The sequence below is a fragment of the Microbacterium sp. Yaish 1 genome, from assembly GCF_002245215.1.
In the GTDB taxonomy this organism is placed as follows: domain Bacteria; phylum Actinomycetota; class Actinomycetes; order Actinomycetales; family Microbacteriaceae; genus Microbacterium.
The window spans coordinates 1575109-1595504 of record NZ_NPMR01000001.1; the positions used below are offsets into that span (position 1 = coordinate 1575109).

A 20396-nucleotide genomic window follows, 5' to 3' on the forward strand; every position below is an offset into this window, starting at 1 on the left:
TCACCTGCATCGAGATTCGGAGGGTTCCCATGATGAGAACCAGGAGGGCGGCGCTGCAGCGTCCGCTCGCGAGCGTGCTGACCGGCGCGCTCATCGCCATGGCCGCCGTCGTCGGCGTCGCCGCACCGGCAACGGCCGCCGGCCCCACCCTGACGACGTCGACCACCGTCGTCGCGAACGAGAAGATCACGGTCGCCATCACCGGCACCGGCTTCGAGGTCGCCCCCCAGTACCCGGGCCAGCCGAGCCGGCACGCCTACGTCGCCCTCGTCGAGAAGGGCGACCTGACGGTCGACCAGGCGACCACGCCCAACGCCTCACTCGACGTCTCGGCCGCGGGCGAGATCACCGGAAGCCTCGACCAGACCGCGAGCGAGCTCGATCGCACGAAGGCCTACGAGGTCATCTCGTGGCCGTCTCGTTCGTTCCCCTCCGAGGCGAACCTCCTCGCCCGCGCCGACGTCTCGATCGACTGGGACGCGCTCTTCCCGGCCGTCGCCGAGTCGACCACGACGACCCTGGCGGCCTCACCCGACGGAACGGCCGTCGAGGGCACCGACGTCACCCTGACGGCGACGGTCTCGCCCGCGGCATCCGGGTCGGTCTCGTTCACGGCCGGCGATGCGTCGCTCGGCTCGGCTCCGGTCGACGGCGGCGTCGCGAGCATCGTCACCTCGTCGCTCGCCGTCGGCACGCACAGCATCGCGGCCGCGTTCACCCCGGCTGATACCACGGCCTACTCCGCCTCGACCGCGCCGGCGCTGAGCTACGCGGTCACCGCGAAGGCGAGCGAGCCCGAGACTCCGGCGCGGGTGCCCACGCTCACGCTGTCGAAGTCGACGGGGCTCGACCCCGCGGGTGAGGAGATCACCGTCACGGGCACGGGCTACGACCCCGCCCAGCCGATCTACCTCACGACGTGCACCGACCGCCCGCTCGCAGAGGTCGACTTCGCCTTCATCGCGGCGGGATGCACGAGCGGCGCGAAGCTCGTCACCTCGACGCCCCGCACCGACACCATGGTGAAGTTCGCGGAGGACGGATCGTTCGAGACCACGCTGACGGTCGCGCCGAAGGGCGAGACCACGGCGGTCTACACGATCGCCGACCACACCGGCATGACCAACCGCACGCAGGACGCGAAGGCGGTCGTGTCGTTCGCGACGACCACGCCGACCGAGCCGCTCCCCGCGCCGACGCTCACGGTCACCCCGAACACGGATGTCGACCCGAGCGGTGCCACGCTGACCGTCGAGGGACGCAACTACCGCCAGAGCGAGGTCGGCGCCGGCTTCGCGCTGCGCTTCGGCTGGGTCGCCGAGACCTGGAAGCCCAGCGAGGGCGCCGCGGATGCGGCCCGCCCGTCGATCTCGTACGTCCGCGTGTCGGGTGAGCCGACCGGCGACGCCAACCTCTCGTGGACCGAGAACGCCGACGGCACGGTCGACTTCACGTGGACAGTCCAGGTCGATGAGAAGTCCGCGAACGAGAAGCGCCCCGGCGACGACTACCGCCTCGGTGTCTTCACCTTCGGCAACAAGGCGTCGCAGGGCCTGCAGCCCGACAACGAGCTCTTCGTGCCCGTGACGTGGGCCGCGGTCGCGTCGCAGCCCGAGCCGACGAAGAGCCCGAGGATCACGGTGACACCGAACGCCGACCTCGACCCGGCCGTGGCCAACACGCTCACGGTCTCGGGCACCGGTTTCGTCGGCGACAGCGCCGTGAACGGTGCGTACGTCGTCTTCGGCGAGAAGTCGCTCTGGGCCGGCGCCGGCCCGCTGCCCGCCGAGGGCTGGGTGCAGCTGGCCTGGGTGCGCCCGGGCTCGATCGTGGGTGGTGCCTTCACCGTCGACCTGACCGTCCCCGCCGGCTCGCTCGACCCGACGAAGAGCTACCACGTCGCCACCTCCGCGGCGCATGCGCTGTCGATCACCGACCGCACGCTCGACACCTTCGCCGACGTCACCGTCGCGCAGCCGGCGGCCCCGTTCGTCGCGTTCGCGGGCTCGGCGACAGTCGCCCAGGGCGGAGTGCTCGCGTTCACCGGCGGCGGTTTCACGCCCGGCGACGTCGTCACGGCCGTGGCGCACTCCGAGCCGGTCACGATCGGCACGGCGACGGCGGATGCCGGCGGACGCGTGTCGTTCTCGTGGGCGGTTCCCGCCGGCTTCGCGACGGGCGACCACACGCTCGAGCTCAGCGTCGGCGGTGCCGTCGCGGCATCCGCGCCCTTCCGGGTCACGGCTGCCGCTGTCGCCGCAGCCGTCGAGTCGCCGGCCGCGCCGTCGTGCGTCGCCCGGTCGGTCTCGGGAGCGACGATCGAGTGGGGTGTGAAGGAGTCGTACCGCTCGTACATCACGGGCCCGATCGCCAAGGGAGAGATCTCCGGTGGGTGGGGCAGCGGTTCGGGAGCGTACAGCCCCGAGAACGAACGCGGTCGCGTCAGCTTCGGCGGCTCGGTTCACTACACCGGCCACAGCGGTCTGCTCGACATGACCCTGTCGAACCCGCGGGTGCAGATCACCGGCGCGAACACCGCCTCGCTGATCGTCAACGTGCAGTCGAAGGGATACAACGGGTCGCCGGATGTGAACGCGAACGGCGTCGTCTTCGCGACGCTCTCGCTGCCCGCCGCCACGACCACCGCCGACCGGATCAGCTGGACGGGCGCATCGGCCACGCTGACGGCAGCGGGCGCCGAGGCCTTCGCCGGCTTCTACTCGGCCGGCGAGGCGCTCGATCCCGTGAGCATCGCCTTCCCGCTCGGCGCCGAGGTGCCGTGCGACGCCTCGACCGACGCGACCCTCGCCGCGACCGGTGGACAGGCTCCTGTCGACACTCTGTGGCTGGGAGCCGGGATGCTGCTGATCGGCGTGCTCGCCGTGTCGTTCACGCGTCGTCGTCGCAACCTGCTCTGACGACTCGCTGAGCCCTCTCGTCGCACCGCCCGGGCATTGCTCGGGCGGTGCGACAATGGAGTCATGGCTGAGGAGATCACCGAACGGGTCGAGTCGGCGCGCGTGCGTCGCGTGCCCAAGTACAGCGTGTTCCTCCTGCTCGGCGCCGCGGCGGGCATCATCGCCGCGCTGGCCCTGACGTTCGGCATCCCGGACGAGGGAGTCAGCACCAACACCGGCCTGCAGTACTCGGCGGGGCAGGTGTTCGGATTCATCGCGCTCGGCGCCATCCCCGTCTGCATGGCGATCGCGGGCGTCATCGCCCTCGTGCTCGACCGCGCCGCGCGTCGGCGCACGCGCGAGGTGCGTATCCTGCACGAGCGCGTGCGCACCGTCGACGACGCCTGACGCCGGGCTCGCTCCGCGGGTCAGGCGATCTCGGCGATGATCGGTGCGATCGCGGCGTCGAAGGCCACGACGTCGCTGCGCAGCCCGTCGGTGACGGCGATCGTGAGCGCGCCGATCCACCACACGCCGCGCTGGCTCAGCGGCAGCACCTGCACGTTCAGCTCGAACGAGTGCGCCCGCCGGCCGATACGGCGTTCGTGCTGCGCGAGCGCCCCGGCGTACGCGCGGTAGGCGACGGCGCCGGCTCCCGACGAGCGCGAGGTGTACCGGGCGTGCACGTCACGCGCGAAGGCGACAGCCTCGGCCGCATGCGGCCGCATCTCGTGCTCGAGCCGCTCGAATCCCTCGGTCGGCAGCGCGACGAGCGTGTCGAAGCCGTCGACGAGATCGAGCGGCACGGGGGAGGGATGCGCGAGCGGCTCGACCGTCATCTCCCAGTACGCTCGCCACTGCCGCTCGAGCTCGGCCTGCGTCTCGGGGTCGCGCTCGACGGATGCCGGCTCGATGCCGCGCAGGTGCGGCAGCTCGTCCGGAGTGCGGATGCCGAGCACCTGGCGCAGGTACAGCGCGACGACGACCGAGGGCGCGGCATCCTCCCGCACCACCCACTCGGGAGACTTCGCCGCGCTCATGGCGCCAGTTTAGAGCGGGGGTGACGGGGTGCGGCCGGTGCCGAGGCGATGACGCTCGACACCGGCCGAGGCGTCACTCGAACTCGATCGACGCGTGCTCGTTGTTCAGCACGATGACCGGCGTGATGGGGGAGTATCCCGCGCCGCGGATGACGCCCGTGTCGATGCGGAGCAACGGATGCCCCGCGTGCACGCCCTCACCCTGCTGGACGAGTGCCTGGAACCCGCGGCCCTTCAGGTCGACGGTGTCGATGCCCACGTGGATCAGCAGCTCGGTGCCGTCGTCGAGGGTCATGCCCACGGCGTGACCGGTCGGGAACACCGTGGTCACGGTGCCGTCTGCGGGGGCGACGACGGTGTCTCCGGACGGGTCGATCGCGAGGCCGGGGCCCATCGTCCCCTGCGAGAACATCGGGTCGGGAACCTGCGCGAGCGGCACGACCGCGCCGGCGATGGGCTGGCGCAGCCGCACGACGGCGGGAGCGGTGGTCGTCACCGCCCCGTCGGCCTGCGGCGACGCGGATGCCGCGGGCGGCTCGACCTCGCGTCCGGCGAGCACGTCGTCCATCGCGTCCTTCACGAACTGCACGTTGAGTCCGTAGACCACCTGCACCGACTTCGCGCCCGAGATCATCGTGCCCGCGGCGCCGGCGCGCTTGAGCGCATCGCTGTCGACGCGCGACGTGTCGGCGACCTCGAGCCGCAGGCGGGTCGCGCAGTTGTCGAGCTGGACGATGTTCTCCTTACCGCCGAGGCCCGCGATCATCTTCTCCGCGGTGGGGCCGTAGCCCGCGTCGCGGCCCGCGGTCGCGGCATCCGCGTCGAGCGCGTCGTCGTCCTCGCGGCCCGGCGTCTTGAGCCGGAACTTCAGGATGAGGAACCGGAACACCACGAAGTAGACGACGAACCAGAACACGCCCATCACGGGGATCATCCAGGGGTTCTGCGCCAGCGGGTTGAACCAGCCCAGCACCAGATCGATGAAGCCCGCCGAGAAGCCGAAGCCCATCCGGGTCGGAAGCAGCGCCGCGATGAAGACCGAGATGCCGGTGAAGACCGCGTGGACGAGGTACAGCCACGGCGCGAGGAACATGAACGAGAACTCGAGCGGCTCGGTGATGCCGACGAAGAACGCGGCGACGGCCGACGAGAGCAGGATGCCCGCCACGACCTTCTTGCGCTTGTCCTTGGCGGTCACGTACATCGCCAGGGCGGCGCCCGGCAGGCCGAACATCATGATCGGGAAGAAGCCGGTCATGTACTGACCCGTCACGCCGTAGACGCCGTCGCCGTTCGCGCCGCCGAGGAAGTTGTTGAGGTCGTTGATCCCGGCGACGTCGAACCAGAACACCGAGTTCAGGGCGTGGTGGAGGCCGAACGGGATGAGCAGGCGGTTGAGGAACCCGTAGAGCCCGGCGCCGACGGGGCCGAGGGTGGCGATCCACTCACCGAAGGTCACCAGACCGCCGTAGACGAACGGCCACACGAACAGCAGCACGACGGCGACGACGAGAGATATGCCCGCCGTGACGATCGCGACCGAGCGCTTGCCGGAGAAGAACGACAGGGCGTCGGGGAGCTTGACGTCCTTGAAGCGGTTGTAGGCCCACGCCCCGATGAGGCCGCAGATGATGCCGACGAAGACGTTCTTGATGTTCCCGAACGCCGGATCGACGTCGGCGACGTCGGCGATGCCGAAGAACTGCGCGACCGTGGCGGGGGCGAGGAGCGTCGTGACGGTGAGCCACGAGACGAGGCCGGCGAGGGCCGAGGTGCCGTCGGACTTGTCGGCCATGCCGATCGAGATGCCGATGGCGAAGAGGAGTGCCATGTTGTCGAGGACGGCGCCACCGGCGGCGAGGAGGAACGCCGAGACGATGTTCTCGCCTGCTGCCTTGTCGATCCAGTTGCCGACTCCCATGAGGATGGCGGCGACGGGGAGCACGGCGACCGGCAGCATGATCGACCGGCCGAGTCGTTGGAAGAATTTCACGGGTCACTCCGATGTGCGCGAGGGAACGGGGTTCTGACAGTATTGGTTAAGAACGTTTCCGAATTATTTCTCGGGAACTGTACTCGATCGGGGAACGTATGACTACGACGTCAGCGGAAGGCGCTGCTTCGCCGAGGGCGCGCGGCCGCCGCATCCGTCCCGAGGATGCCCGCAGCAACAACCGTCGCCTCGTCCTGCAGGCGCTCCACCGCGAGGAAGGGCTGTCGCGCGCGGACATCGCGCGTGCGACCGGGCTCTCCCGCGTGACGATCTCCGATCTGGTCGGTGAGCTCGTCGACGAGCAGCTCGTCGTCGAGAGCGGCCGTGGACACCGGTCGGGGCCCGGCGCGCCCTCTCGCGCGCTCGCGCTGTCGCGGTCGTCGCGCAACGTGGTCGCCGTGTCGATCTCGAGCGGCGACACGATCGAGGGTGCGGTCGTCGACCTCGGCGGAGGTGTGATCGCCCGCGAGGTCGTCGAGCGACGCGGCGCGACCGGGCCGGAGGCGCTCGCCGTGCTCGGTGACCTCATCGATCGGCTCGTGCGCGCAGCCGAGGCCCCCATCCTCGGGATCGGCGTCTCGACGCCGGGGGTCGTCGACGGCGCGGGGGTCGTCCGCGAGTCGTCGCACCTCGACTGGCGCGACGTCGAGCTCCGCGGCATCCTGTTCGAGCGCACCGGTCTGCCGGTCTCGGTCACCAACGGGCTCAACGCCGCCGGCATGGGCGAGCTGAGCTTCGGCAAGGTCGACCACGACCTGTTGCTCGTCCGGATCGGCGCCGGCGTCGGAGCCGCGGTCATCATCAACGGCGCGGTCGTCCACGGACGCAACTGGGCTGCGGGCGAGATCGGCCACGTCGTCGTGACGGAGGGCGAGGGGCCCGTCTGCGCGTGCGGGCGGACCGGATGCCTCGAGGCCTGGCTCTCGGTGCCGAAGCTCGAGGCGCGGCTCGCCGCGGCGCCCGACGCCGAGGCCGCGCTGCTCGTTCGCCACGAGGCGGGGCGGTGCCTCGGCGTCGCGCTGTCACCGCTCGTCGCGACACTCGGATTGACGGATGTCGTGCTGAGCGGGCCGGCCGAGCTGATCGATGGTGAGCTCATCGGCGCTGCGCGCGACGCGATCTCAGCCCGCGTGCTGCCGATCCTCTTCGACGACCTGACCGTGCGCCTCGCCGAGACGCACGGCGACCTCCGGCTCCGGGGAGCGGCGGCCCTCGTGCTCTCGGAGACCCTGGGACTCACCTGACCCGCGGCGCGGAATCCGCCCTCCAACCGACCCCCGAAAGAAGGAAGAGCCATGGCTGAAGTCGTCATCGTCCCCAGCGAGCAGGAGGCGGGCCGACTCGTCGGCGACGCGATCGTCGACCTCATCCGTCGGCGTCCGGATGCCGTGCTGGGACTCGCGACCGGGTCGACGCCGCTCGCGGTGTACCGGCACCTCGCCGAGCGCGTGCGCGGTGAGGACATCGACGTCTCGCGCGTGCGCGGGTTCGCGCTCGATGAGTATGTCGGGCTCCCCGCTGGCCACCCGGAGAGCTACCGCAGCGTCATCGAGCGCGAGGTCGTCGAGCCCGTCGGGTTCGATCCGGCCCGCATCGAGGTGCCGCACGGCGACCTCGACGGCATCGAGACGGCGGGCGAGCAGTACGAGGCCGCCATCCGGGCCGCCGGTGGGGTCGACCTGCAGATCCTCGGCATCGGCCGCACCGGGCACATCGGCTTCAATGAACCGGGCAGCTCCCTCGCCTCGGAGACGCGCGTGAAGACGCTCACCGAGGAGACGCGGGCCGACAACGCGCGCTTCTTCGACTCGCCCGACGACGTGCCGATGCACTGCATCACCCAGGGCATCGGCACCATCCTGCGCGCGCGCCACCTCGTGCTGCTCGCCTTCGGCGAAGCCAAGGCGGATGCCGTCGCCGCGGCCGTCGAGGGACCGGTCAGCACCTCGGCGCCGGGCTCGGCCGTGCAGCTGCATCCGCATGTCACCGTCGTCATCGACGAGGCCGCCGCAAGCGCCCTCGCCCAGACGCGCTACTACCGGCACGCGTGGGCCAACAAGCCCGCCTGGCAGGGCATCTGACCCGGGACCTCTGCGACCCGCGAGCGCCGACCGCGGCGAGCCCGCAGCCGAGGCTCGGGCTTGCTGCGCCGCGAACAGGCTGAGCGGCGCAAGCCGCCCGCCAGGCGGGGTTCGGTGCGGTTGAGCCTGTTCGCGGCACGGCTCGCGGCGTCGGCGCGGCTGGTCCGGCGGTAGGGCAAGCCGGGGGTGCGTGGTTCGGTGGGGCCCTGGGCCGCCCGACCGACTGTCCCGCCGACAGGCTGAGCTGCGCCTCGCCGCGCCGCTGAGGGCCGTCGGCCCGCCTGAGCCTGTTTGCGGCACGCCCGCGAGCCCCGCCGAAGCGGCCGATTCAGGCCCGCGAGACACGCCCGGCGCTCGGCCGCCCCGCGGGCCGGTACTCTGGATGCCGTGGCCTCGAGTCCCACTGATCCCTATACCCAAGCCGGCGTCGACACCGCGGCGGGAGACCTCGCCGTCGAACTGATGAAGTCGGCGGTCCGGCGAACCCACGGCGACGAAGTCCTCGGGGGTGTCGGCGGTTTCGCCGGCCTCTTCGATGCGACCGCGCTGCTCGGCTACACGAAGCCGCTGCTGGCGACCTCGACCGACGGCGTCGGCACGAAGGTCGCGATCGCGCAGGCCATCGACAAGCACGACACGATCGGGCAGGACCTGGTCGGCATGGTCGTCGACGACATCGTCGTGGTCGGCGCGAAGCCGCTCTTCATGACCGACTACATCGCGTGCGGCAAGGTCGTGCCCGAGCGCATCGCCGACATCGTGCGCGGCATCGCCGACGGCTGCTCGGCCACGGGCACCGCGCTCGTCGGCGGCGAGACGGCCGAGCACCCGGGCCTGCTGGGCGTGAACGACTACGACGTCGCGGGTGCCGCGACCGGTGTCGTCGAGTCCGAGCAGGTGCTGGGCGCCGATCGGGTGCAGGACGGCGACATCGTGCTCGCCCTCGCCTCGAGCGGCCCGCACTCCAACGGCTACTCGCTGATCCGCCACATCATCACGGGCGCGGGCATCGGCTACGGCGACCAGGCCGCCGACTTCGGCCGCACCTGGGGCGAGCAGCTGCTCGAGCCGACGCGCCTGTACACCTCGCCGCTGCTGCGCCTGATCGGCGAGCTCGGCGACGGTATCCACTCCCTCAGCCACGTCACGGGCGGCGGCATCGCCGCGAACCTCGCGCGCGTCCTGCCGAAGGACACGTGGGTCGACGTCGATCGCGCGACCTGGTCGCCGTCGCCGGTCTTCCGCGTGCTCGCCGACCTCGGCGGCCTCGAGCTCGAGCGCACCGAAGGCACCTGGAACCTCGGCATCGGCTTCTTCGCCGTCGTGTCGCCGGCGGCAGCGGATGCCGCGATCGCGGCGCTTCGCGCGGACGGCATCGACACCTGGCAGGTCGGTGTCGTCTCGACGGGTCCGCGTCCCGCGGGCGACTACGAGCAGGGCGCCAAGGGCGTCGACGGCGGGGCCGTGCGCCTCGTCGGCGGGTACCGCGAAGCAGGAGTTAACTGACCCCCTATGTGCGGAATCGTCGGAATCGTCGGGCAGTCCCCGGCGAACCAGGAGATCTACGACGCCCTCCTGCTGCTGCAGCACCGCGGCCAGGACTCGACCGGCATCGCGACCGCTGAGAACAGCGGCGTCTTCCACATCTTCAAGGCCAACGGCCAGGTGCGCGAGGCGGTCCGTACCCGCGACATGCGTTCGCTGCTCGGCAACATCGGACTCGGCCACGTCCGCTACGCCACGAAGGGCACGGCGTCGAGCGAAGAAGAGGCGCAGCCTTTCTACGTCAACGCCCCGTACGGCATCGTGCTGGTGCACAACGGCAACCTGACCAACACGCGCGAGCTGACCGACGAGCTGTTCCGCAAGGATCGCCGCCATCTCAACACGAGCTCCGACACCGAGCTGCTGGTGAACGTGCTCGCCAACGAGCTGCAGGCCACCATCTCGGGCCTCGACCTCGACCCAGACCAGGTTTTCCAGGCCGTCGAGCGCGTGCACGAGCGAGTCGAGGGCTCGTACGCCGCGATCGCCCTGATCGCCGGGCACGGCCTGCTGGCCTTCCGCGACCCGTTCGGCATCCGTCCCCTCATCCTGGGCACCCGCCGGGCCGAGAACGGCCGTGACGAGTGGACCGTGGCATCCGAGTCGCTCGTGCTCGAGAACGGCGGCTTCGAGGTCGTGCGCGACATCGAGCCCGGCGAAGCGGTGTTCATCGACGCCGAGGGCACGCTGCACACGCGTCAGTGCGCGCAGCAGACGCAGCTCGCACCGTGCTCGTTCGAGTACGTGTACCTCGCCCGCCCCGACTCGATCATGAACGGTATCTCGGTCTACGAGGCCCGCCTGCGCATGGGCGAGCGTCTCGCCGACACGATCGCGAAGTACACCCCTCAGGGCGCGATCGACGTCGTCATGCCGATCCCTGATTCGTCGCGTCCCGCGGCGATGCAGGTCGCGCGCAAGCTCGGCATCGAGTACCGCGAGGGCTTCTACAAGAACCGCTACGTCGGCCGGACGTTCATCATGCCGGGCCAGGCCGTGCGCAAGAAGAGCGTGCGCCAGAAGCTCAACGCGATGTCGAGCGAGTTCAAGGGCAAGAACGTCCTCCTCATCGACGACTCGATCGTGCGCGGCACGACGTCGAAGGAGATCATCCAGATGGCCCGGGATGCCGGTGCCAAGAGCGTCACGTTCGCGTCGGCTGCGCCTCCCGTGCGTTACCCGCACGTCTACGGCATCAACATGCCCTCGCGTCACGAGCTGATCGCGCACGACCGGACGATCCCCGAGATCGCCGAGGAGCTCGGCTGCGACTATCTCGTCTACCAGGAGATCGACGACCTGAAGGCCGCGATCGTCGAGGGAACGGACATCGTCGACCTCGACATGAGCTGCTTCGACGGACGCTATGTCACGGGAACCGTGAGCGAGGAGTACCTGAACTGGGTCGAGGGCACCCAGCAGTCGTGACTTCGCTCTGGCGGGGGCGCGTCCTCGCGTTCCTCGGCGTCATCCTCGTCGCCTTCTCGCTGCGCTCGGCCGTTGCGTCGCTGTCGCCGATCCTCACCGAGATCGACGCGGACCTCGGCGTGCCGTCGTGGGTGGCCGGCCTCATCGGCGCGGCGCCGCCGGTGTGCTTCGCGGTGTTCGGGGTCATCACCCCGATCCTCGAGCGGCGGTTCGGCCTGCAGCGACTGGCCGTCGCCGCGATGGTCGTCGCGGCGGCTGCGCTGCTCGGTCGCGCGCTCGCGCCGGATGCCGGCATCCTGCTGATCGCCACGACCGTGCTGTTCGCCGCGATCAGCATCGGCAACGTCGTGCTGCCGCCGCTGATCAAGACGTACTTCCCCGACCGGGTCGGCACGATGACCGCGGTGTACTCGACGATGCTGGCCGTCGCGGCTTTCGTGCCGCCGCTCGTCGCGGTGCCGATCGCCGACACAGCGGGATGGCGGTTCTCCCTCGGACTGTGGTCGGTGTTCGCCGTGCTCGCGGTGATCCCCTGGCTCGTGACGCTGCGCCGGTCGCGCGTCGCGGCGGCCACGGCGGATGCCGTCATCGCCCCGCCCCCGTCGCCGAACGTGCTCAGCCGCCTCGTGCGCCTGCCGATGGCGTGGGCCGTCGCCGTCACCTTCGCGGTGTCGGCATCCAGCGTCTACGCGTCGTTCGCGTGGCTGCCGATCATCCTCGTAGACCTCGCGGGCGTATCCCATGCCGCCGCCGGTTCGCTCCTCGCGCTGTTCGGCGCGATGGGCTTGCCGTGGTCGATCATCGTGCCGCTCGTCATCACGCGCTGGCAGCGGCTCGGCGTGATCTACGCCGTCGCGGCGTCGGCCGGGCTCGTCGCCGTCGCGGGGCTGCTTCTCGCGCCGGGGTCAGCGGTCGTGCTGTGGGTCGTGCTGCTGGGCACGCCGCAGATGCTGTTCCCGGCTGCGCTGGTGTTCATCCAGCGCAAGGCGAGGACGCACGAGGGCACTGTCGCTCTGAGCGGATTCGCGCAGAGCGTCGGCTACGCCGTGGCAGCGGTGTTCCCCATCTCGTTCGCGCTCCTGCACGAAGCGACGGGCGACTGGACGGCCCCGCTCATCATGGTCGGTGTGCTGATACTCGCTGCGATCCCCGCGGGGATCGTCGTCACGCGTCCCCACACGATCGAGGACGAGTGGGAGCAGCGCCACGGCGCATGGTGATGAGCCCGGTCAGGCCTTCTCGTCCTCGTACTCGTCGGAGTACTGGTCAGCCCACTTGTCGACGTACTGATCGTCGTCGGAATGAGCGAGCTCCTTCTCGAGCGAGGAGAAGTTGACATTGTAGGTGTCGTACTTCAGCTCACGCGCGATCTTGGTGTGCTTCGCCTTTTGACGGCCACGCCCCATGCGAGACCCCCTCATTTCTGAGTCACGGGCTGTTCAGCGGTGCCCGGAGCATTTCACGATCCGGCGCTGCGCCGGGGAAGAGTAGCATCAAGAATAACACGGGGGCCCCGAGCCATCGCCGGTGCCGCCGCTGAGACAGGGGGCGACCATGGCCGATCAGCACTCCGCAGGCGACGAGAGCCGCCTGCCGTCGACGCCCGTCATCGCGGGAGTCATCCCCGGGCAGTCGCCCCGCGTCGTGGTCGAAGCGGCCCGATACGCCTCGATGCTCGGCGTCGGGCTCGTCATCGTGCACGTCGACGTCACGCGGTTCGTGACCTACGAGGACCCCGACGGCTACGTCCACACGGCTCCCATCGACCTCGGGGCGGTCTCGAGCGCGGCGCAGCTCGAGCAGATCCGAGCGGCCGCGGCGGAGGCGCTCCGGTCGTCCTCCGTGGAGTGGACCGTGCATCAGCTCGTCGGAGACCCGGCGCTCGCGATCAAGCACCTCGCCGACCGGCTCGACGCGAAGCTGCTCGTGGTCGGTACGCGCCGCCGCGGCATCGGTGAGTCGATCCGCGAGTTCTTCACGGGCTCGGTGGCGGCGCGGCTCGCACATCGTCAGCAGCGCCCGATCCTGGTGGTGCCGCAGGGGCAGACCGTCGCAGACGACGAGGACCTCTGGCCCGAGCCCTGAGCGGCCCGGAGCAGAGGTCCTCGTCGCGGTGCGACGCGGCATCGCGCGTCGTCAGCCCCGCAGGGCGCGCAGCATGTCTTCACGGGTCCGGGCGAGCGCTCCGACGAGGTCGTCGACGACGGATGCCGTGACGTCGCCGTCGCGCGCGATGTGCGAGCGCAGGTCGGCCTTGACGTTCGCACGGAACTCGGCGATCGCGGCATCCGCCCGCTGCGCCTGCGCGCGGGCTTCGGCGCGCGGGTTCTCGGTCGGCGACGGACGCGTGGCCGTCTCGTGATCGAGGTTCGCGGCCGCCGCGAGGTCGGCTTGGAGGCTCTTCATCGCGGCGCGCACACTGCCCCGGACTTCGTCGGCGATGAGGCGGATGCTGTCCGCCAGGCCGGCCTGGATGCCGTCGAGGTCATGGCGGCGGGCCGAGAGCTCGTCGCGACCGGCATCCGTGATCTCGTAGATCGTCTTGCGACCGTCGACGGTCTTGGTCACGAGTCCCTCGTCCTCGAGCTTGGCCAGGCGGGGGTAGATCGTGCCGGCGCTCGGCGAGTACGTCCCGCCGGTGCGCTCGGTCAGGGCCTGCATGAGGTCGTAGCCATGGCGCGGCGACTCGTCGAGCAGCGACAGCAGGTAGAGGCGCAGGTCGCCGTGGGAGAAGACGGGCGGCATCGTCAGTGCTCCTCGCGGCGGTCCGCGTCGTCTTCGGCCGGGGTGGGCTCAGCGGGGGTGGGCTCGGCCGGGGTGGTGGGCGCCGCTTCGCCCGCCACTTCGGGCGTGCTGCTGGCGGTGACGTCGGTGGCGGTGGATGCCGCGCGCCGCAGAACGGTCAGGTCGCCCGAGACCGAGTTGGTGCGGACATCTACGAACGATCCGCTGAGTTCACCGGTCGAGCCGGCGAAGCTCGTCAGCGGCCCGGCGCCCTGACCGGAACGCACGACCCCGTCGATGAGCACGCGTCCGCTGACGCTTCGCACCTGGTAGTTCGCGGGCAGGCTCTCGTCGAGGCGCACGGTCGCGTCGCCGCCCACGGTGTGGAGCGTGATCGACTGGATCGGACCGGACGAGTCGACGAGCATGGCGCCCGACACGGTGTCGATGTCAGCCGCGCGCAAGGTGCCGATCGCCGACACGTCGCCCGACACGGACTTCGCAGTGAGCGCTCCGGTCAGCTCGCGAGCCTGTACGTCGCCCGAGACGGCGTTGGCGTTCACGTCGCCCGTGATCCCGTCGATGATGATGTCGCCCGAGACGGTGTTCACCCGCGCATCGGCCGTGAGACCCGACACGAGCGCGCTCGCGCTGACGACGCCGAGCGTGAGGTCGGTGCCTCGCGGGACGGCGACGCTGATCTCGGCTTTCGGCCCGGACGACCCGAAGTTGCGGAAGACCTGCGTGAAGTTGTCCCAGCGCAGCTGCGGGTGGTCGATCTCGACGACGTCGCCGGTCGCTTCGATACGGAGATCCTTGCCGGTGACGGCGTGCACCTCGATGCGGACGCCCGGTTCGTCGTGGGCGACGATGTCGATCTGACCTCCGACCATGCTCACCTTGAGCTTGCGGATGTCGTCGATGTCGATCACCCGCGTCTCGTCGGGGTGGACGATCCATTTCTGCAGTGTCATGGCGCTTCCCTCTCTCAGGCGACGGCTGCCGCGAACTATTCGCGATATATCGCGTGTGCTGACGGTAACACGATATATCGCGATTCGTCCAGAGGTCCTCGGAGCACGTCGCCGTGCGGCTCCGGAAATGCAGAACGCCCCCGCCGAAGGCGGAGGCGTTCGCGCAGCGCGGCGGTCAGACGCGCTTGTTGCCGCTGATCACTCGGAAGAGGAACGCGATGAGCGCGATCACACCGACGATCAGAGCAACCCAGAGCAGCCAGCTCAGGGCGCTGTTCAGGCCACTGACGATCGCGAGCACGATCGCAACGACGATGATGATGATGAGGAAGATGTTCATGGGGGCTCCTTGTCTGTCTCCCAATGTCCGTCCCACTGCGAGACGTTCCGACCCCGTGAAGGGCTGACCGCAACGTTAGAGAATGCCGAGCGTAAGTGCCGAGGCCTTGACGATCGATTCACTGCGGTGGTACTGCCCGTGCGCGACGCGGGCACGCGCGAGCGCGCAGGGCGCACGCACCTCACCCGGTGGACTCGTCAGAACGGCGGAGGCCCGGGGTCGGGTGGCGCGGCGATGGTGAAGGCGACGAGTGGTGGTGGTGCGTCTTCGCGGTAGACCCGTCCGGTGGGTGAGGTCCACACGAGCCGCCCGCCCGGGAGTTGTCGTACTCGCCATCGGGTGTGGTGTTTGACGTCGTGGTGTCGTTTGCAGAGGTTGGCGAGGTTGCACACGTGCGTGGCTCCGCCGTCGGAGGCGGCGATGGTGTGGTCGAGTTCGCACCTGATGGCGGGTTGTCGGCATCCGGGGAACCGGCAGTGCCGGTCCCGCGCCCGCAGCAGTCTGATCATCGCGGCGGTAGGCCGGTAGCTGTCGCACTCCAGCACGGTTCCGGTGACGGGGTGGGTGAGCAGCCGGTCCCACGAGGTCGCGTTGCCCGCGAGCTCGCGCGCGGTCGCGGCGTCGATGGGGGAGCGGCCGGCCAGGTCGGCGGGCCCATCATCCTGGCCCATCAGTGTCAGCGCGGATACCGCGACTTGCACGTGTGCGCGGATCGCTCCGAGCGTTCCGTCGCCGTCACTGGTCGCGGTGGGGTCGAGGGCGGGCGTTCCGGCGAGCAGCAGGTCGGAGAACACGTCGGCGCGGACCTGGTCGATCGTTCGGGCATCGTCGATGAACGATGACCCGTCGCCGGTTCCGGCGTCGACAACTTCGTCGGCCTGTGCCCGTGCGTTGATGATGTCCCGTGCCTGCCGCGTGAGCCGGTCCACGATCCCGTCGGCGATCACAGTCGGCAGCGTCGCGATCAGGTCCGACATCCCATCCGAACTGGGCTGCACCCGCACGCACCGTCCCGCCGAGGCTTCTTCGTGCCGCTCGGTGAAGCTCCGCGGGTGCATGCGTTCGGCGATCATCCGCAGTGCCTCCAGCACCCGGTTGGGCCGTTCGCCCTGGCAGCGCTCGATCGCGGCGCGTTCGAACTCCGCCCGTTCCGCCGCGGGCACGAGGCACCCGACCTCCTGGATGACCCGGACGTGGCCGCGGACGATGCGCCCGTCTTCCCACGCCGCCATCGTCACCGGATAGTTCTCGACCAGATCTCGCGCCTCGTCGATCCGCCGCTGCAAGGTCCGGTCGGTCGTGACGAACACCCCAGCGAGCTCGGCGGCGATCCCGCGAAGCGCCATCTCCCGCGCCCTGACCTTCTCCGACGCGCCCGCTGATTGCTTCTCCGCGAGAACCCCCGCTGCCGCGAGCACCCGAACCTCACGAATCTGCGCCAACCGCGCAGCATCCGCCGCTCCCTCGGCATCCGCGACGAGCTGAGCGAGGACGTCGACGTCACCGTCGCTGCCGATCCCGCCGCCATACCCATCGTTCGAATACATGTTCTAATTTTGCCACGCACCTCCGACATCGCGCCCGACTATCCACAGGAGCGCCACGCAGGGTTACGCCCTCCCGCGAATGCCTGTCAAGCACCTGCGACGACCCTCGCGACGGTCGTAATCTCGGCCTGACGAAGAGGGGAGACCGCAATGCCACAGGGACGCGGATCGAACAGTCTCAAAGACCCCGAGCTCTACGAGGAGCTGCGCGAGGACGGTGCCTCGAAGGAGAAGGCCGCTCGCATCTCGAACGCCGCCGCCCGTGACGGCCGCAAGAAGGTCGGCAGCCGGGGCGGGCAGTCCGGCGACTACGAGGACTGGACCGTCGATGAGCTGAAGAAGCGCGCCAAGGAACTCGGCATCTCCGGGTACTCCGGCAAGAAGAAGGCGCAGATCATCTCGATGCTGCGCAACCACTGAGGTGGCCCGACTCGTCCGGGTCCGGCCCGATGTGGATGCCGGCATCCGGCGTATCCGCTCGGGCAAGGGCTTCCGGTATACGGATGCCGACGGCGGGGCGGTCGGGCGGCGCGACCTCGCCCGCATCCGAAGCATCGTCATCCCGCCTGCCTGGAAGGACGTCTGGATCTGCGCGGATCCGCAGGGGCACATCCAGGTCGTCGGAACCGATGATGCGGGCCGCCGACAGTACATCTACCACCCCGACTGGACCCGCAGTCGCGACAAGGGCAAGTACGCCCGCGCGCTGCAGCTCGCCGAATCCCTGCCGCGCGCCCGATCCCGGGCGACCGCGTCGTTGCGGCGCACCGACCTCGACCGCGAGCGCGTCCTCGCCGCGGCATTCCGGCTGCTCGACCGGTCGGCGCTGCGCATCGGTTCGCAGCGCTACCTGCTGCAGCACGGCAGCCGCGGGCTGACGACGCTCCGGCGCCGCGACGCCTCGGTGGCCGACACCGTCGTGAGCCTGGCTTTCTCGGGCAAGAGCGGGCAGCGGCAGGCGCTCGAGATCCCCGACCCCGATCTCGCGACGGCGATCATGCTGCTGATCGAGGGGCGGCCCTCGTCGCCGTTGCTCGCGTGGCAGCGGCAGCGCCGGCGGGTGCCGCTCACCCCGAACGACGTCAACGCGTATGTCCGTGCGCTGACGGGCGGCCCATTCACCGCCAAGGACTTCCGCACTCTCCGGGGCACCGTCGTCGCGGCGGACGCCCTCGCACGCATCGGCATCGCTGAGACGGCCCGGGCCGTGCATCAGGCCGAGGTCGAAGCCGTGCGCGCCGCCGCGACGGCGCTGGGGAACACCCCCGCGGTCGCGCGCAGCTCGTACATCGACCCGCGCGTGTTCGAACGCTATCGCTCGGGGATGCTGCTCGACACGACGGTCTCGCCCGAGACGGCCATCCGTTCGCTCGTCCTCGGCTGACGCGCGGCTCGCGCGAGCACGCCGAACCGCCACGCCGAACCGCCACGCCGAGCCGCCACGCCGAAACGGCCCGGGCCGCACGAGGCGACACCGGGCCGTTCGAAACGCGCGACGCGTCAGCGGCGCTGGGGCTCTCCCGAGGTCAGGAGGGCGTCGGCCTTCGAGCTGAAGAACCGGGTCGCCCACATCATGACGGCGGCGAGGAACGCGAACAGACCCAGCGACACCACGCCCCAGGCTCCGCTCTCGGTCGGGACGGCCTCGTTGATCCCCGTGCGCATGATCGGGGCGACGAAGCCGCCCAGGTTGCCGAGGGAGTTGATGAGGCCGATGCCGGCGGCGGCCGCGGCGCCGGTGAGGAACGAGGTCGGGAACGACCAGGTGATGGGGCCCGTCGAGAGGAACGCGGCGACCGCGACGGTGATCGCGATGATGCCGAGCAGGCCCTGCCCGTTGGCTCCGGCCCACGCCGACACGAGGATGGCCGAACCCGTCACGAGGAAGAACAGAGCACCCCAGACGCGACGCCGGCGCACGGTGTCGGCGTGCTTGCCGACGTAGTAGCAGGCGAACAGGCCGACGGCCCACGGGATGGCGGACACGAGGCCGACCTGCCAGCCGACCGACTCTCCGATGAGGTTCGACACCTGCTGCGGAAGGTAGAACGTGGTGCCGTAGACGGCGATCTGCAGGCAGAAGTAGATGACGGTGAAGTACCAGACCTTCCAGCTGATGAGCGCCGCGCCGATGCCGCGGGGCCCATCGGATTCCTTCACCGTGTCTTCGTGCTCCATCACCGCCTTCAGCGCGGCCTTCTCGTCGTCATCGAGGAACTTCGCCTTCTGCGGTGAGTCGACGAGGAAGAACAGCGCCGCGATACCGGCGACGACCGCCATCATGCCCTCGACGAAGAACATCACCTGCCAGCCGGCCCACGGGGTGACCTGGTCGCCGATGCTGATCAGCCCGCCCGACAGCGGGGCGCCGAGCATCTGCGAGAAGGGCTGCGCGAGGTAGAACAGCGCGAACATCTGCACGCGGCGCTTGTTGGGGAACCACTGCGCGAGGAACATGATGACGCCGGGGAAGAGGCCCGCCTCCGTGACGCCCAGGAGGAAGCGCAGCACGATGAACATCGTCTCGCCGTTGACGAAGGCGAAGAGCGAGGCGACGATGCCCCAGGTCACCGCGATGCGGGCGAGCCAGAAGCGCGCACCGAACTTGTCGAGCAGCAGGTTCGAGGGGATCTCGAAGAGGGCGTAGCCGATGAAGAAGATGCCGGCACCGAGAGCGTAGGCCCCCGCGGAGATGCCCCGGTCGACCTCGAGGGCGGACTCGGCGAACCCGACGTTCGTGCGATCGAGGAACGCGACGAAGTACAGGATGATGAGCATCGGCATGAGCCGGTAGGTGGCCTTCTTGATGCCGCTCGCCAGGTGCGGGCTGCTCAGCAGCTCATTCGCGACCGTGACGTTGGCCCGCGTGGCGGGACCGTAGTCCGATGAGGACACAGTGACTCTCCTTCGAGTTCGTGTGGGTGTGACGGGGTGACGAGGCGGCGGTTCAGCCGCCGAGTGAGGGGATGATCAGGACGAGGCCGACGACCACGCAGATCACCCCGATGGCCAGGAACCCGAGGCGTCCGCGGGACCAGTTGCGGTTCACGGGAGTCTCAGTGCATGTAGAGGCCACCGTCGACGTTCAGGGTCTGGCCCGTCACGAATCCGGCGTCCTCGCTGATCAGGTAGGCCACCGCCGCGGCGATGTCGGTGGGGGTGCCGATGCGCGGCAGGACGCCGTCGGCGGCCATCGCCTCCTTGCGCTCCTCCGTCAGCGTTCCGCCCATGATGTCGGTGTCGATCGGGCCGGGCGAGATGACGTTCGCCGTGATGCCGAGCGGGCCGAGCTCGCGGGCGACCGAGCGCATCAGGCCGATCACGCCCGCCTTCGCCGCCGAGTAGGGCGTCTTCGAGAAGGTGCCGCCGCCGCGCTGCGCCGACACCGACGAGATGCCCACGAGGCGCCCCACGCCGTTCGCGACGAGGGTGCGGGCGACGCGCTGGGTGACCCAGTGCACGCCGTCGAGGTTGATCGACTCGACGCGGTGCCATTCCTCGGGGGTGACCTCGAGGTAGGGGATGGGGGACGAGACGCCGGCGAAGTTCACGAGGGCGACGATCTGCGGCAGCGACGCCTCGAGCGTGTCGATCGCGGCGACGGCCTGCTCGCGGTCGGCCACGTTCGCGCCGACGCCGACGGCCCGCACGCCGTGGGCCTCGGCGACCTCGGCGGCGGTGCGCTCGGCGGCCGCGGCGTCGACGTCGACGATGCCGATGTGCCAGCCGCGTTCGGCCAGGTGGAAGGCCGTCGTGCGGCCGATGCCCCGGGGGCTCGCGGCGCCGGTCAGGATGACGGTGCGCTCAGCGGGGAAGACGGATGCCAT

The 20396-nt window shown here is 70.1% G+C and carries 19 protein-coding genes; 10 read left to right on the forward strand and 9 right to left on the reverse strand.

All coding sequences use genetic code 11. From position 1 onward, the window contains the following. The first annotated feature begins 32 nt into the window (after window positions 1–32). On the forward strand, window positions 33–2918 hold the full coding sequence (locus CI089_RS07525; RefSeq protein ID WP_179223266.1) for an HtaA domain-containing protein: 2886 nt from the start codon (window positions 33–35) through the stop codon (window positions 2916–2918). A 63-nt stretch (window positions 2919–2981) separates the two neighbouring features. Continuing rightward, entirely contained in the window at window positions 2982–3305 is a 324-nt protein-coding gene (locus tag CI089_RS07530; protein WP_094260900.1) for a potassium transporter Trk, read from the forward strand. A gap of 20 nt (window positions 3306–3325) precedes the next feature. On the opposite strand, the gene CI089_RS07535 is transcribed toward CI089_RS07530, so the two are convergent. Next, on the reverse strand, window positions 3326–3937 hold the full coding sequence (locus CI089_RS07535; RefSeq protein WP_094260901.1) for a zinc-binding alcohol dehydrogenase: 612 nt from the start codon (window positions 3935–3937) through the stop codon (window positions 3326–3328). A gap of 73 nt (window positions 3938–4010) precedes the next feature. Then, entirely contained in the window at window positions 4011–5930 is a 1920-nt protein-coding gene (gene nagE, locus CI089_RS07540; RefSeq protein WP_094260902.1) for an N-acetylglucosamine-specific PTS transporter subunit IIBC, read from the reverse strand. A 98-nt stretch (window positions 5931–6028) separates the two neighbouring features. On the opposite strand from nagE, the gene CI089_RS07545 reads away from it, so the two are divergent. The 5 genes from CI089_RS07545 (at window position 6029) to CI089_RS07565 (ending at window position 12204) form a co-directional block, all read left to right on the forward strand. Further along, window positions 6029–7174, forward strand: a complete 1146-nt coding sequence (locus CI089_RS07545) for an ROK family transcriptional regulator (RefSeq protein WP_094260903.1) — start codon at window positions 6029–6031, stop codon at window positions 7172–7174. A gap of 51 nt (window positions 7175–7225) precedes the next feature. Continuing rightward, complete coding sequence (gene nagB / locus CI089_RS07550) at window positions 7226–8011, forward strand: glucosamine-6-phosphate deaminase (RefSeq protein WP_094260904.1); 786 nt, start codon at window positions 7226–7228, stop codon at window positions 8009–8011. Window positions 8012–8398: 387 nt separating this feature from the next. Beyond that, window positions 8399–9517 (forward strand): phosphoribosylformylglycinamidine cyclo-ligase, encoded by a 1119-nt coding sequence (gene purM / locus CI089_RS07555; protein ID WP_094260905.1) that lies wholly within the window; start codon window positions 8399–8401, stop codon window positions 9515–9517. 6 nt (window positions 9518–9523) lie between these two features. Continuing rightward, window positions 9524–10984 (forward strand): amidophosphoribosyltransferase, encoded by a 1461-nt coding sequence (purF, locus tag CI089_RS07560; RefSeq protein ID WP_094260906.1) that lies wholly within the window; start codon window positions 9524–9526, stop codon window positions 10982–10984. Further along, a complete protein-coding gene (locus CI089_RS07565) occupies window positions 10981–12204 on the forward strand; it encodes an MFS transporter (RefSeq protein WP_094260907.1) in 1224 nt (407 codons plus the stop codon). The genes purF and CI089_RS07565 overlap by 4 nt, the downstream gene beginning before the upstream one ends. Before the next feature lie 9 nt (window positions 12205–12213). On the opposite strand, the gene CI089_RS07570 is transcribed toward CI089_RS07565, so the two are convergent. Continuing rightward, complete coding sequence (locus tag CI089_RS07570) at window positions 12214–12390, reverse strand: DUF3073 family protein (protein WP_023953093.1); 177 nt, start codon at window positions 12388–12390, stop codon at window positions 12214–12216. Window positions 12391–12538: 148 nt separating this feature from the next. Between CI089_RS07570 and CI089_RS07575 the strand changes: the two genes are divergently transcribed. After that, window positions 12539–13069 (forward strand): universal stress protein, encoded by a 531-nt coding sequence (locus tag CI089_RS07575; RefSeq protein WP_094260908.1) that lies wholly within the window; start codon window positions 12539–12541, stop codon window positions 13067–13069. A 51-nt stretch (window positions 13070–13120) separates the two neighbouring features. Here the strand turns inward: CI089_RS07575 and CI089_RS07580 are convergent, their stop codons facing one another. The 4 genes from CI089_RS07580 to CI089_RS07590 all read right to left on the reverse strand — a co-directional run bounded on the left by CI089_RS07580 (window position 13121) and on the right by CI089_RS07590 (window position 16569). Further along, window positions 13121–13729 (reverse strand): PadR family transcriptional regulator, encoded by a 609-nt coding sequence (locus tag CI089_RS07580; protein WP_094260909.1) that lies wholly within the window; start codon window positions 13727–13729, stop codon window positions 13121–13123. Window positions 13730–13731: 2 nt separating this feature from the next. After that, a complete protein-coding gene (locus CI089_RS07585) occupies window positions 13732–14682 on the reverse strand; it encodes a DUF4097 family beta strand repeat-containing protein (RefSeq protein ID WP_094260910.1) in 951 nt (316 codons plus the stop codon). Between the two features lie 175 nt (window positions 14683–14857). Then, window positions 14858–15022 (reverse strand): hypothetical protein, encoded by a 165-nt coding sequence (locus CI089_RS16430; protein WP_023953086.1) that lies wholly within the window; start codon window positions 15020–15022, stop codon window positions 14858–14860. A 197-nt stretch (window positions 15023–15219) separates the two neighbouring features. Then, window positions 15220–16569 carry an HNH endonuclease signature motif containing protein gene (locus CI089_RS07590; RefSeq protein ID WP_094260911.1) on the reverse strand — a complete coding sequence of 450 codons (1350 nt, stop codon included), beginning with the start codon at window positions 16567–16569 and terminating at the stop codon, window positions 15220–15222. Between the two features lie 150 nt (window positions 16570–16719). On the opposite strand from CI089_RS07590, the gene CI089_RS07595 reads away from it, so the two are divergent. After that, window positions 16720–16989, forward strand: a complete 270-nt coding sequence (locus tag CI089_RS07595) for a DUF7218 family protein (protein ID WP_023953083.1) — start codon at window positions 16720–16722, stop codon at window positions 16987–16989. A 1-nt stretch (window position 16990) separates the two neighbouring features. Beyond that, on the forward strand, window positions 16991–17953 hold the full coding sequence (locus CI089_RS07600; protein ID WP_094260912.1) for a DNA topoisomerase IB: 963 nt from the start codon (window positions 16991–16993) through the stop codon (window positions 17951–17953). A gap of 116 nt (window positions 17954–18069) precedes the next feature. On the opposite strand, the gene CI089_RS07605 is transcribed toward CI089_RS07600, so the two are convergent. Beyond that, window positions 18070–19464, reverse strand: coding sequence for an MFS transporter (locus CI089_RS07605; protein ID WP_023953080.1), 1395 nt, complete (start codon window positions 19462–19464; stop codon window positions 18070–18072). A gap of 161 nt (window positions 19465–19625) precedes the next feature. Then, window positions 19626–20396 (reverse strand): SDR family NAD(P)-dependent oxidoreductase, encoded by a 771-nt coding sequence (locus tag CI089_RS07610; RefSeq protein ID WP_094260913.1) that lies wholly within the window; start codon window positions 20394–20396, stop codon window positions 19626–19628.